9 protein-coding genes are annotated in these 13,717 nt (G+C 68.1%); 5 read left to right on the forward strand and 4 right to left on the reverse strand.

Features of this window, described 5'->3' with window-relative positions; genetic code table 11:
- Positions 1 to 6: 6 nt before the first annotated feature.
- The gene (locus MF610_RS13455) at positions 7 to 441 is read right to left on the reverse strand and encodes a DUF3576 domain-containing protein (RefSeq protein WP_242197656.1); all 435 of its coding nucleotides are present in this window, start codon (positions 439 to 441) and stop codon (positions 7 to 9) included.
- A 223-nt stretch (positions 442 to 664) separates the two neighbouring features.
- On the opposite strand from MF610_RS13455, the gene MF610_RS13460 reads away from it, so the two are divergent.
- Positions 665 to 1,387 (forward strand): hypothetical protein, encoded by a 723-nt coding sequence (locus tag MF610_RS13460; RefSeq protein ID WP_242197659.1) that lies wholly within the window; start codon positions 665 to 667, stop codon positions 1,385 to 1,387.
- A 492-nt stretch (positions 1,388 to 1,879) separates the two neighbouring features.
- Here the strand turns inward: MF610_RS13460 and MF610_RS13465 are convergent, their stop codons facing one another.
- Entirely contained in the window at positions 1,880 to 2,875 is a 996-nt protein-coding gene (locus tag MF610_RS13465) for a ligase-associated DNA damage response exonuclease (protein ID WP_242197662.1), read from the reverse strand.
- A 335-nt stretch (positions 2,876 to 3,210) separates the two neighbouring features.
- On the opposite strand from MF610_RS13465, the gene MF610_RS13470 reads away from it, so the two are divergent.
- From MF610_RS13470 to MF610_RS13485, 4 genes are all read left to right on the forward strand, one after another.
- Entirely contained in the window at positions 3,211 to 4,467 is a 1,257-nt protein-coding gene (locus tag MF610_RS13470) for a DUF5690 family protein (protein WP_242197665.1), read from the forward strand.
- Positions 4,468 to 4,635: 168 nt separating this feature from the next.
- Positions 4,636 to 7,017 carry a TonB-dependent receptor domain-containing protein gene (locus MF610_RS13475; RefSeq protein WP_242197668.1) on the forward strand — a complete coding sequence of 794 codons (2,382 nt, stop codon included), beginning with the start codon at positions 4,636 to 4,638 and terminating at the stop codon, positions 7,015 to 7,017.
- A gap of 128 nt (positions 7,018 to 7,145) precedes the next feature.
- The gene (locus tag MF610_RS13480; protein ID WP_242197671.1) at positions 7,146 to 9,203 is read left to right on the forward strand and encodes a phosphocholine-specific phospholipase C; all 2,058 of its coding nucleotides are present in this window, start codon (positions 7,146 to 7,148) and stop codon (positions 9,201 to 9,203) included.
- On the forward strand, positions 9,203 to 10,177 hold the full coding sequence (locus MF610_RS13485) for an HAD family hydrolase (RefSeq protein ID WP_242197674.1): 975 nt from the start codon (positions 9,203 to 9,205) through the stop codon (positions 10,175 to 10,177). Before MF610_RS13480 ends, MF610_RS13485 begins: the two co-directional genes overlap by 1 nt.
- A 6-nt stretch (positions 10,178 to 10,183) precedes the next feature.
- Here MF610_RS13485 and MF610_RS13490 read toward each other — a convergent pair whose 3' ends face one another.
- Together MF610_RS13490 and MF610_RS13495 are read right to left on the reverse strand one after the other, a co-directional pair.
- Positions 10,184 to 11,545, reverse strand: a complete 1,362-nt coding sequence (locus MF610_RS13490) for a PepSY-associated TM helix domain-containing protein (RefSeq protein ID WP_242197677.1) — start codon at positions 11,543 to 11,545, stop codon at positions 10,184 to 10,186.
- Positions 11,542 to 13,641, reverse strand: a complete 2,100-nt coding sequence (locus tag MF610_RS13495; protein ID WP_242197681.1) for a TonB-dependent receptor — start codon at positions 13,639 to 13,641, stop codon at positions 11,542 to 11,544. Before MF610_RS13495 ends, MF610_RS13490 begins: the two co-directional genes overlap by 4 nt.
- Positions 13,642 to 13,717 lie beyond the last annotated feature (76 nt).

Here is a 13,717-nt window from a genome sequence, read left to right on the forward strand (position 1 = left end):
GTCGAATCAGCCCGTGACCGCACCACGGCGCAGGTCGCGCGCACGGGTGAGGATGATGTCTTCCAGCTTCTGCACGGTGGCGGCGGCGACCGGCGCCTCGATCCACTGACCGCCCTGATTCACCTGACGCAACGCCGCGACGCGCAGCGCATCGGCGCGCAGGTCCTGGTCGAGGATCGTGACCGTCACCTTGGTCCGCTCGGTCGGCGTGGCCGGATTGACGTACCAGTCGGTGACGATGACCCCGCCGTTCGAATCGGTCTGGGTCAGCGGCATGAACGACAGCGTGTCGAGGCTGGCGCGCCACAGATAGCTGTTCACGCCGATCGTCGTCACCTTCGACGCGGCAAGGTCGCCCGACACGCGCCCCTTGCCCCCGCTGCACGCGGCCATCGGCAGGGCAAGCGTTGCCAGCAACGCGATCAGCAGCGGGCGGTTCATCGGCGGTTCCTTGACTACAGGCCAACATGGCATTTCGCGCCGCTTCTATAGGAGGTGGCGCGGACCCGGCAAGCGGGTTGGTGCGTGGGGGTTCCATGCGGGGTGCAAAGTTGGTCCGACAAATATGTGGGTTCGATGCAACACTGGCGGGGAAAGCGACCGGATGCGGTGGATACAGGCAACCGAATCGTGTTAGCGCCATTAGCGGGGAGTGAGGAAAAACATGACGGGTCGCAGGATTTTGGCTGGTATCGGACTGGGGGCAATGCTCGCCGCCGGACTTGGTGCGTCGCCTGCCCTGTTCGCGCAGGAACAGCGCGCGCCGCGCGTCCTGAAGCGTATCGACATGGGCCAGATGCCGCTGGGCGGTTTCGGGTCGTTCACCCCCGCCTCGGCCGATCCGCGACTCGCAGCGGCCCTGTCGCGCACCGCGCTCAACCCGACCGGATTTCAGTTCACGCCGTCCGAAGGCACCGTGATCGGCAGCCGCGCGATCAAGGTCGCGGTGCGCAGCGCCACGTTGCAGGCCGAACGCCCGACCGACCGCGTCGCCGCGGTCACGACGATGCCGGCGCTGAACCCCGTCGCCTATAATCTGGGCATGGCATCGGGCCTCAAGCGCATGGCGCTGTCGGGCGATCTGACCCGGCTCGACCTCGGCCAGCCGGGCACCCGCGATCCGCTGGCACTGGGCATTCCCTACACGCCGCGCAAGCTCAGCGGCCGCGTGACCGCCAATGTCGATCACGCTTCGATCGACCAGCCGAAGATGATCACCGACACGTCGGGCTATTCGCTCGATGCGGGCGGGTCGTACAAGCTGACCCGCAACCTCGACGTGACCGCCGGCGCACGCGCCCGCACCGATCGCGAGCGGATGCTGCGCGTCGCGCCCGATCGCCGCGAAAGCCAGGCGGTCTATGTGGGTACCGCGTTCCGGTTCTGAGTCGGACGGCATTTCCCGGGGGACCGGGATGTTTCGTCGCTGTGATCGATTAGGGCCAGTGCCGCTCCGATGGCGCAACTTGTTTTAACGGACGCTGCAACGCGCACGATCCTGCGGCTTATGGGCTGGTGACGACGACATTCTGCATATCGCCACCCCGGCGAAGGCTGGGGTCGTTCGCGGCTAGGCACGCGCTTCGTAATTGGAAGATCCCAGCCTGCGCTGGGATGACGTATGCGGCAGGCGCGGCGGAGGTCCCGACACGTCCTTGTCCTATGCGCTGGCGGCACGCCCCGGTCGCTTCGGAACGCCCGCCATCCTGCGAAGGCTGCGATCTCTTGGGTGTAGACTTTGCGTGGAACCATTCGTGCTGCGCAGGGACCAAGCTTGTCGAAGGCCCGTATTGAAGCAGCGCCGACAGCCCCGTGGCTTCACGCGACCGCTACTAGGCAGAAGCGTCTTCTGACCCGGAATACCTGCAGTACGCCCCACTCAATCATCCTCATCCTCGAACCCGACCAGATCGAGCGCCCGCGCCTTGATCTGCCGCGTCATGCACCAGTGTACCAGTGCATCCTCGCGGCCGTGGGTCACCCACACTTCCTTCGGCGCGATCTCGGTCAGCGTCTGGGTCAGTTCGTCCCAGTCGGCATGATCGGACAGGATCAGCGGCAGTTCGACGCCACGTTGCCGTGCGCGCTGGCGTACCCGCATCCAGCCGCTGGCCATCGCCGTGATCGGGTCGGGCAGGCGCCGCGACCAGCGGTCGCCCAGTGCGGACGGCGGCGCGACGATGATCCGCCCCTGCAACTCCGCCTTCGTCGCCCCCGCTACGGGACGCAATTCGCCCAGGTCGACGCCCAGTTCGACATAGAGGTCGCATAGCCGCTGCATCGCGCCGTGCAGGTAGATCGGATCGTCGAACCCCATCGCTCGCGCTTCGGCAATGACCCGTTGCGCCTTGCCCAACGCATAGGCGCCGACCAGCACACAGCGTTCGGGCTCCATCCTGAGCGCCGCGAGCAGTTTTTCGATCTCGTCGCGCGTCTCGGGATGGCGGAACACCGGCAGGCCGAAGGTCGCCTCGGTCACGAACACGTCGCACGGCACCGGCTGAAAGGCCGCGCAGGTCGGGTCGGCGCGGCGCTTGTAATCGCCCGACACCACCACGCGTTCGCCGCCATGGTCCAATACGATCTGTGCCGATCCCAGCACATGGCCGGCGGGGACGAACGCGATGTCATAGTCACCCATCCGCACGCTTTCGCCATACGCGACGGGCACGCCGTTCTGCGGACCGTAGCGCGTCGCCATGATCGCCAGCGTTTCGGGCGTAGCCCATACCTGCCCGTGCCCACCCCGCGCGTGGTCGGCATGGCCATGCGTCACCAGCGCGCGCGCGACCGGTTCGGACGGGTCGATCCAGACATCGATCGCAGGCAGGTGAATGCCGGTCGGGTGCGGGGTGATCCAGCGGGCAAGGGCCATGCGAGGGAGATGGGGCGTAGCCGGGGGCGTGCCAAGGGCGGTGTCGGGCTGACATGGTTCGTCGGAACTTACCCCGCCGTTCGGGGGCCGCCACTTCACTGGACGTACCCCCGCGCAGGCGGGGGTCCACGGTACCATACGTAACCGTCGAGCTGTTTGGCTCTGGACCCCCGCCTGCGCGGGGGTACGCCGGAAAGCTCGGCCGCGGCGTCCGCCCCCGCCTGCGCTGGGTGCGACGTCGAGCACAGGGAATGGGCAAGGCGGCCTCCCCCGGGTCATCGAACCGACATATCCCCGCGATACGGCGCGGCCTGTTTCGTAGCGATTGCCAGACCTTGCCGACGCCCGCCCCTTCCCGTTCGACGTTGCTCGCAGCGGGGCTGGCCGCGTTCTGCGTCTATTTTGCGATGTATGCCTTTCGCAAACCGGTGATGGCGGTCGCCTTTGCCGACCAGCCGATGCTGCTGGCGGGACTGGATTACAAGGCGACGCTGATCATCGCGCAGGCGATCGGCTATGCGCTGTCGAAGATGCTCGGCGTGAAGATCGTCGCCGAACATGCCAGCGACCGGCGGGCGCGACTGATCCTGTCGCTGGTCGGCGCGTCATGGATAGCGCTGCTCGGCTTCGCGCTGCTGCCCGCGCGGTTCGGGCCGCTGTGCCTGTTCCTCAACGGCTTGCCGCTCGGCATGATCTGGGGCCTCGTCTTCCGCTATCTGGAGGGGCGGCGGGTGTCGGAATTGCTGGCGGCGATGCTGACCGCGAGCTTCATCCTGTCGTCGGGCGCGACCAAGACCGCCGGCGCGCTGCTGGTGCAGCATGGCGTATCGCCCTTCTGGATGCCGGCCGTCGCCGGGCTGTTGTTCGCGCCGGTGCTGGTCGTGGCGCTGGCGGTGCTTGCCCGCACGCCGCCGCCCGATGCCCGCGACCGGGCCGAACGCGGCGAGCGGGTGGCGATGGACCGCACCGCGCGCCATGCCTATTTGCGGACTCATGCCGTGCCGTTGGCGGCGCTGGTCACCGGCTATACCATCCTCGCCGCGCTGCGCGATTTCCGCGACAATTTCGCCGCCGAACTGTGGAGCGAGCTGGGCACCGGCATGCCCGCAGCGATCTTTTCGCTCACCGAAATTCCGGTGACGATCGTCGTGCTGGCCGGCCTCGCGCTGCTGGCGATGGTGCGCAGCAATGTGCGCGCGATGCTGGCGATCCATGCCGCGATCCTGTTCGGCGCGGTCACGCTGTGCGCGGCGACGCTGGCGTTCCGGCTGGGCGCGGTCGGGCCGGTCGCGTGGATGGTGCTGGTCGGCATCGGCATCTACAGCGCCTATGCGCCGTTCAGTGCGGTGCTGTTCGACCGGATGATGTCGCTCAGCCGATCGCCCGGCAATGCCGGCTTCCTGATCTATGTCGCCGATTCGTTCGGCTATGTCGGCAGCGTCGCGCTGCTGCTGCTGCGCGAACTGGCGGAGGACCGCGCGCATTGGCTGGACTTCTTCGCCAGTGCGACACTGGCGACCGGAACGCTGCTCGCCATCGCCACGCTGGTGTCAGGAACGTGGTTTTTCGGTCAATATACCCACGAGAAATGATGTTCAATTGTGGATGTGACGATCACATGCCACACTCCTCCGCTAGTTTCACACGAATAACGCAAACGAATCATCAATAGTCACACACATGTCATCGTCTGCTGCCAGAGGCACGGCCGGGGGCCGACAGCGGCCGGGAACGTGCGGCGACGCCGCAGGGGAGACAGCATGAAGTGGATGACGGGTGCGGCGATCCTTGCGATCGCGGCGATGACGACGCACGCCCAGGCGCAGACCGCCCCGGCCGATGCGGCAACGACCGACCAGTCGGGCGGCACGGGACAGGACGACACGCGATCGGGCGGCGAGATCGTCGTGACCGGCAAGGCGACGACCTTCGCCAACACGCAGGTGACCGAGCCGATGCTCGACCGGCAATCGGCGCTGACCAGCGTCAACGACGTTATCAAGGAACTGCCCGGCGTGTTCGTGGCGGAGGGCGATGCGTTCGGCTCGTCCGACTGGGCGACCTCGATCAGCATCCGCGGCTTCAGTTCGGGCGGCGGTGGCGGCCAGCAGATCGGATCGACCATCGACGGCCTGCCCAATGGCGGATCGGGCTATGGCGGCGGATCGCGCGCCAACCGCTATCTCGAAGTGCTCGACCTGAAGACCGTGATCGTGTCGCAAGGTACCGCCGATATCTCGTCGCGCTCGAACGAGGCGCTGGGCGGCACGCTCGATTACGTTACCAGCGACCCGACGCTCGACCGGCGCTACCGCTTCACGCTGGCCGGCGGCGATTTCGGCGCGCGCAAGATTTATGGCCGCGTCGACACCGGCCAGTTCGCCGGCGACACCCGCGCGTTCGTCAGCGCCTCCACGTCGCGCGTGAAGGACTGGATCGGCGGATCGGGCGAAACCCGCCGCGACCATCTCGATGCCAAGTTCGTCAGCCGGATCGACCGGGTGAAGCTGACCGGCTGGGTCAGCTATGACGATGCCGACGAAGCCGAATTCGGTTCGGTCAGCCCGGAAATGTTCGCCAACGATCCGAACCACGATGCCTATACCGACAACTGGACCGGCATTCCCTACATCGATCAGGGCTATCGCTCGACCTCGCGCGCATTGCGGCGCAACCTGTTCGGCTATCTGCGTGCCGAAACCGATCTCGGCGAAGTGAAGCTGTCGGGCGCGGGCTATTATCACCGGATGCGCGGGCGCGGCGACTTTGCGCCGCCGTATCTGGTCGATGTGCGCAACGACGGCACCGGCAATCCGGAGAGCGAGTTCACCGGCAGCCAGCCGACCATGATCGGCGGCGGCAATCTCGGCCGCTATTATTTCGTGACGCCGACCGGTGCGAAGGCGACGTTCCTGACCGGCTGTCAGGGCACGGCGCTGGTCCCGGCCGAATATTCGGCCAGCTGCTATGCGGCAGGATCGACCCCGGTCATGTCGTATCGCCATACGCATTACGAAAACGACCGCGGCGGCCTGACCGCCGATGCCGCCTGGACGCATGACTTTGGCGGGATCGAGAATACGCTGCGCGGCGGGCTGTGGTGGGAACGCGGCCGCGCGAACCAGTTGCGCGACTGGCACAAGGTGACCAATGCGCTGGTCGGCCCGGCGTTCGACGGCAAGCCTTATTACCAGCAGTTCAGCACCGACTACGACCTCGACGAACTGATGTATTATGTCGAGGACGCGGTCACCTTCGGTCCGCTGACCGCGCGGTTCGGCGTGAAGCAGTTCTTCCTCGACCAGCGTCGTGCCGAGCTGCTCAACGACCGCGCCGTGACCGAACTGCATTCGAACAGCCGCCCGCTGATCTCGACCGGCATCGTCTATCACGCGCCGATCGACGGGCTGGAGGCGTTCGCCGGCTATTCGCAGAACTTCGCCGCGATCGGCAACGGACCGCTCGGCGAACCGCGCGAGGTGATTGCCCGGATCAAGCCCGAAACCGCCAACAACCTCGAAATCGGCGCGCGCTATTCGACCGGTCGGGTGAAGGCGTCGCTCACCGCCTACGACATCAAGTTCAGCAACCGCATCCAGTCGATCTCGGCCAACCTCGTCACCGGCATCGATTATCTGGAGGAACAGGACAGCGTCTATCTGAACGTCGGCGGCATCAAGAGCCGGGGGATCGAGGCGGCGCTCGCCTATCGCGTGACGCAGGGGCTGACGCTGTCGGGCAACTATACCTACAACCACGCCACCTATCTCGGCACCGGCAACGCCGCGCAGGATGCTGATATCGGCGTCACGCCGGGGCGGCAGGTCATCAATTCCCCGCGCAACATGTGGGTCGCGGCGGCCAATTACGTCCATGGCGTCTTCAAGGTCGGCGGCGCGGCGAAATTTGTCGGCGACCGCTTCATCGGCAGCGACGGGACGGCGACCGCGCCCGGCTTCACCACCGTCGACGCCTATGCCGGGGTCGACCTGGGGCAGGTGAACGCGGTGATGAAGGGGATGGCGCTGACGGTGCAGGCGACCAACCTGACCGATCGTCGCTATCTGGCCGGGGCCGATGGCGGGTCGGCGTTCCTCGGCACGCCGCGCACCGTCACGGCCGCGCTGACGTTCGACTTCTAACGTACGAACCTTCGTCATTCCCGCGCAGGCGGGGATCCATTGCCGCCGACGTTTCGCATTGATCCGCTACGTCGGCGCATATGGGTCCCCGCCTGCGCGGAGACGACGATAAGGATGACAAGATTCCCATGGTCGATCTGTCGCGCCGCACCCTCCTGTCCACCGGTGCCGCCCTTGCCGGCGCGGCGGCATTGCCGGCGTCGATCGCGCGTGCCGCGGCGATCGCCCCTGATCGGCGCAGCGGCACCATCGCCGATGTCGAGCATGTCGTGATCCTGTGTCAGGAGAATCGAGGCTTCGACCATTATTTCGGGACGTTGCGCGGCGTGCGCGGCTTTGGCGACCGCTTTCCCGTACCGACCGTGGCGGGCAATGTCTGGCAACAGACCGACCGCACCGGCGCACACGGCCCGCGCACCATTGCCCCCTTCCACCTCGACACCGCAAAACAGTTCGAACTGATGCGGATGGAGGGCACGCCGCACAGCTGGCCCGACGCGCAGCGCGCGTGGGACGAAGGCCGCATGGCGCATTGGCCCGAGGCCAAGCATCCGCGCGCGATGGGTCATTACCGTCGCGGCGACCTGCCCTTCCAGTTCGCACTGGCCGAGGCCTTCACGCTCTGCGACGCCTATCACTGCGCGGTGCAGACCGGGACCAACACCAACCGGCTGTTCCTGTGGAGCGGCACCAACGATCCCGCCGGGCGACAAGGCGGCCCGGCGATCGGCAATTCGCACGATAATTTCGTCGAACAGGGCGGCGCCGCCGATCCCTATCGCTGGACGACCACGGTCGAGCGGTTGCAGGCCGCCGGGGTCGACTGGCGCATCTATCAGGACATGGCCGACAATTTCACCGACAATCCTTTGGCCGGCTTCGCGGCGTTCCGCGACGCCCATGCCGGGCGCGGCGATCCGGTGCTGAAGGACCGCGCGCTCACCACCCGCGGGCCGGAGATGCTGAAGGCCGATGTCCTCGCCGGGCGACTGCCGCAAGTGTCCTACGTCATCGCCACCGCCGCCGGATCGGAACATCCGGGGCCGTCGAGCCCGGCACAGGGCGCGGACTATACCGCGCGCGTCCTCGACGCGCTGACCGCCGATCCGAAGGTGTGGGCGCGCACCGTGCTGCTGGTGATGTTCGACGAGAATGACGGGTTCTTCGACCATATGCCCCCGCCCGCGCCGCCATCCCGGGGGAGCGGCGGCGAGTTGCTCGGCGGGTCGACCGTCGACCTCACCGGCGCATGGCACGACATTCCGAGCAGCGGCGATGCCGCGATCGACCTGCCCGCCTATCGCGGTCGCCCCTACGGTCTCGGCCCCCGCGTGCCGCTCTATGTCGTGTCGCCATGGAGCCGCGGCGGATGGGTCAATTCGCAGACCTTCGACCACACGTCGGTGATCCGCTTTCTCGAGGCGCGGTTCGGTATCCACGAACCGAACATCGCGCCGTGGCGTCGCGCGGTCTGCGGCGACCTGACCAGCGCGTTCGATTTCGCCGGACGTAATACCGCAACGCCGCCGTTGCCCGATCCCGCCGCCGACGCCCGCCGCGCCGCCGCGTTGAAGGGACAGATCAGCCCAGACGCACCCGCGACGCCCGCCGCGCCATGGCAGGAGGCCGGCGTCCGCCGCTCGCGCCCACTGCCCTATCGCCTCGACGTCACCGAACGCCTGCTGCCCGACGGCCTCGCGCTGCGCTTCGCCGCCGATGGCGCGGGCGCGGTGTTCCATGTCTATGATCGCACCGCGCTCGACCAGCCGCCGCGCCGGTATGTCGTCGGCGCAGGCGACCGGATCGAGGCGCAGTGGCGCTACGACGCCGGCGGACGCTACGATTTGTGGGTGCTGGGGCCGAACGGCTTTCACCGGCATTTGGCCGGACAGCGGGACGAAGCGGTGCCACCCGTCGTCTGGACGGTCGGCGACCCCGGCCTGACCCTCACCGTGCCGCGCGGCGATCCGGGCCTGCGTGTCCGGCGCCTCGCCCCCGGCGGCGGCGCGTCGGAAGAGGCGCTGACGCCCGGCCGCCATCGCTGGTCGCTCGACCACGCGCTCGGCTGGTACGACGTCACCCTGACCCACTCTGCTGCGCCCGGCTGGCGCCGCCGCCTTGCTGGGCGGCACGACCGCCCCGGCCGGGCGAGCGTCAGCGATCCCTTCGTCGAAAGCATCTCCTGATGGCCGCCCTGCCCCTGATCGCGCTGGCGCTGGCCGGCGCGTGGCCCGCCCCGGCGCAGGCCGATCTCGACCGCGCGGTCGCCGCCGCCCGGCCCGGCGACTATGCCGTGTTCGACGCCGACGGCACGCTGTGGAGCAGCGATATCGAAGAGGCCGGCATCGCCTTTTTCGAACAGCGCGGCTGGCTGTCGATCGCGACGCTCGACCCCGCGCTGCGCCCGATCCCTGTCCTGCCCGGCGAGACGCTGTACGGCTATTATCGCCGCCTGTGCGACTTCGATGCGAAGCTGTGCCTGCCATGGAGCGCGCAGGTCTTTGCCGGCCAGCCGCTCGGGGTACTAAAGCAGCGGTTCGACGCGCTGCTCGCCCATCGCGGGCCGATCCCGGTCCGCTATGTCCGCGACGGCAAGACGGTGACGGAAACGATCGAGGCACCGCGCGTCTACGCCGCGCAACGCGCGCTGATCGGCGCGCTGCAGGCGAAAGGCGTGGCGGTCTATGTCGTCAGCGCGTCGCAGGAGGAAGTGGTGCGCATGGTCGCCTCCGACCCACGCTACGGCCTGTCGATCCCGCCCGAACGGGTGATCGGCACGTCGATGCTGCTGTCCGGGTCCGACGGCACGCCATCGACCGCCCGCCGCGATATCGCCGCCGGCACCGCGATGCGGCCCGGCTATTGGGCGAACCGCGCGCGGCTGGTGCCGAGCACGACGCTGTGGTCGCCGCTGCCGTGGCAGGAGGGAAAGGTCGCCGCGATCCAGGCCTATATCGACCCGGTGCGCCGCCCGATGCTGGTCGCGGGCGACAGCGGCAGCGACTGGCCGATGCTGTTCCATTCGGGCGGCGTGCGGCTGTGGATGGACCATGACGCCCCGACCACCGCGCGGCTGCGCGCGGCGGCGACCGCCAGGGGCGGCGATGCGGCGCGGCGCTGGGTGGTGGTCGACCGGCGGACGCTCGCACCGGTGGAATGACCGGCGTCAGGCCATCGCCGGCCGCCGGATCGCCACCACGATCCTGTCGACCATCGCCAACACCAGCAGCGACGCCCCGAACAGCGGTAGCACGACGCCCGCCACCACCAGCAGCGTGATCGCCCCGCGCAGTCGCGCGCCGCTGACCGGTGGCGGCGCGGCCAGCCGCCCCTTGGGTCGCCTGCGCCACCACATCGTCACCCCGCTGACCACCAGCAGCACGATCGCGATGCAGGGGAACAGCATCAGCAACTGGTTGGGCAGCCCGAAATAGCGGCCCATGTGTATCTGCACGCCCAGCTCGACCGCCTTCGCGCCGATGCCGTAGCGATTCCAGCCGTTCTCGCCCAGCAGCCGCCCCGACCAGCGATCATATTGCAACGTCCGCTGCCCCTCCGGATGGCGCGGCGACACCAGCACGGTGTAGATGCCGGCGGGTCCGGACGGCAGGTACAGGCGATAGCCGCCGACGATCCCCGCCGCCTGCGCCTTCGCGGCGATGGCATCGGTCCTGGCGACGGCGGCAGGATCGGGCATCGCCGCATGCGCAGCCCCGCCGCCATGGCCGGCATGTGCCGGGTCGGATGCCGCCATTGGCATCGCCTCCTGGCTCCATGGCATCCCACCCAGGGCGCCCATCGGCCTGCTCTGCGGCGCGACATGGCCGAAGCGCGCCGCTTCGTTGCCGATCCCCAGCGCGGTAAAGGCGCCGCGGACCAGCGGCCCCTGCACCACCGCCCATGGCAGTCCGGTCAGCAACAGGAACGCAATCAGCGCGACGCTCCATACGCCCGTCACCGCATGCAGGTCGCGCCAGAACATCCGCCCGCGCGCGCGCCACCGGGGCCACACCACGCCCGCCAGCGACCGCCGCCCGCGCGGCCACCACAGGAACAGCCCCGACGCGATCAGCATCAGCGCCCAGCAGGCGGCAAGCTCCACCACCGCATCGCCCCATGGCCCGAAGGTCAGCGACCCGTGCATCACATCGGCGAACCCGACCAGCGTATGGGTATAGACATAGCTGCCCAGCACCCGCCCCGCTGCCGGATCGACCATCACCTGCCGCGGTTCGCCGGTGGCGGCATCGATCCACACCTTGGCGGGTCGGTCGGACGCGTCGGGCAGGTCGATCCGCGTCGGCACCCCCGGCACCGACGCGACCGCCGCCGCGATCATCCGCGACGGTGCGACCGGCGTGGCGACCGGCGCGACGATCTGCAATTCCGGCATCAGCGCGTCGTTCAGCTCATCCTTGAACAGATAGATCGCGCCGGTCACGCTCAGGATCAGCAGGAACGGCGCGACGATCAGCCCGGCATAGAAATGCCAGCGCCAGATCGTGCGATACAGCCGCGGATCGCTCATCGCCGCCCTCCCAGCGCATAGCCGAGGCGGACCGACAGCGTGCGCGGATCGCCCGGATAGACGAAGTTCGCGCCGCCATTGGCGGTGTAATAGGTGGCATCGGCGACATTGGTCAGGGCGGCATCGATCCGCACGGCACCGATGCTGGTCCCCAGCCCCAGGTCGAACAGGGTGTAATCGTCCAGCACGACCGCGCTGCCGTTCACCAGCCGTCGTTGCCCGACGAAATAGGCACCGCCGCGCAACTCGACCGGCCCCAGCGCGATCCGCGTCGCTGCCGTGGCGGTATGTTCAGGCGTATCGCCCAGCCGCGCATCCTGTAGCGCGGGCGTCGTCGTCCGCGTGACCCGTCCGTCGAGATAGGCATAGCCGCCTTGCAGCCACCAGCCGTCGACCGGCATCCATTCGCCCTCGACCTCGACGCCCTGCACCCGCAACTGCCCCTCCTGTACCTGAAAATTCGCGTCGACCGGATCGGTGACCGCGACGTCGTTGCGGCGGATGCGGAAGGCGGACAGGCTGGCGCGCAGCCGGTCGCGGGTCAGCCGCAACCCGGCCTCGACCTGATCGGAGGTTTCGGGGCGGAACGGCGATCCGTCGCGGCTGCGCGATCCGACGACGGGGTCGATATCGAACCCCTTGTTATAGCCGCCGAACAGCGACCAGCCGCTTCCCAGCCGCAGCGTCGTACCCAGCTGCCATGTCGTGTTGGCGATGGTGTCGGCGTCGCGAGTCGTGCCGCCCGGCGTGGTGCGGCGATTGTCATAGTCGAACGAGGAATGCCGTACCCCGGCGACCACCTGCCATGCGTCGGTCAGCGCGATCTGGTCCTGCGCGTAGGCTGCGAAGCCGTCGACCTTGCCCTGCGTGTAGAAGCTGAACGCCAGCCGGGGGGCGCGGGTCGCGTAGCTGTAGACCGGGTTCAGCACGTCGATCGGCGCGATATCGCCTGGGGCGATATCGAACTGGCGGAAGGTCGGGCGCTCGGCGCTGTGTTCGATCCCGAACAACACCGTGTGGTCGATGCCCAGCGTCGTCGCATGGCCGGTCAGGTCGAGTTGCGCGATATAATAGCGATCCGCCTCGCGCCCGCGCCGTCCGTTGCGCTGGATGCGTGTCGGCTGGCCGCTGACGGGTGCGAGCAAGCGCACCTGATCGAGCGAGGTGTTGAACTCCGAATATTGGAAGCGCGGGGTCAGCGCCCAGCCCGCGCCCATGTCGAACGCGACCCATGCCTGGATCAACGGCGCGTCGGCGACGAGGTCGGTAAAGTTCGGCTCGCCCAGAAACGCGCCGCGCGGCACCGTGCCGACGCCGTTGCCGCGTACCGTGCCGACCACCGGCAGCCCCGGATTGTTGGCGGTGGTGCGGCGGACATATTCGGCGACCAGATGCGCCGATACCGTGGCACTCGGCCGCCATGCCAGCGTGACGCCGACATTCTCGCGGTCCATCGCCTGATAGTCGACGAAGGTGCCCGACCGCTCGACCTCCCCGGTCATACGAATGCCCAGCGTATCGGTGATCGGGGTCGACACATCGACCGTCGCCATCTTCTGTCCGTACATGCCGCCGGTCAGCGCGAGTGTCGCCTGTGCGCGATCGGTCGGCTGCTTGGTGACGATCGACAGGATGCCGCCGACCCCCGACTGGCCGTACAGCACCGCGGACGGTCCTTTCAGCACCTCGATCCGCGCGATGTTCGACAGCGCGGAGGCGTCGACGTCCTCATAGTAACGCTGGCGGATGCCGTTGCGCATCTGGTCCGCCACGAACCCGCGGATCTTCAGGCCGAAGCTCTGGTAACGCGACACGCGGCTGCCCCCGACATTGGCCGACGGCACCGCGCGCAACGCGTCGCCGACGCTGCGCACCCCGCGCTCGATCAATTCCTCGTCGTCGAGGACCTGGATAGCCTGCGGCACCCGGTCGAGCGGAATGCCCGATTTGCTGCCGAATTCGGCGTTCTTGGTACCGGTGACGACGATCGTCTCGTCGCGTTGCCCGGTGCGACGCTCCGCGCCGTCCTGCGCCTGCGCCTGCGCGAACGGCGCAAGGCAGAGCATGGCCGTCGATGCGGCCAGAAAGGATTTCATGAAACTACCCCTGATGATCGCGACGCAGCCCCGCGCCCCGCCCGGATCGGCGGGATTGTGGGGGGCTGCGGCAGGT

The sequence above is a fragment of the Sphingomonas hankookensis genome, assembly GCF_022664465.1.
Classification (GTDB): domain Bacteria; phylum Pseudomonadota; class Alphaproteobacteria; order Sphingomonadales; family Sphingomonadaceae; genus Sphingomonas; species Sphingomonas hankookensis.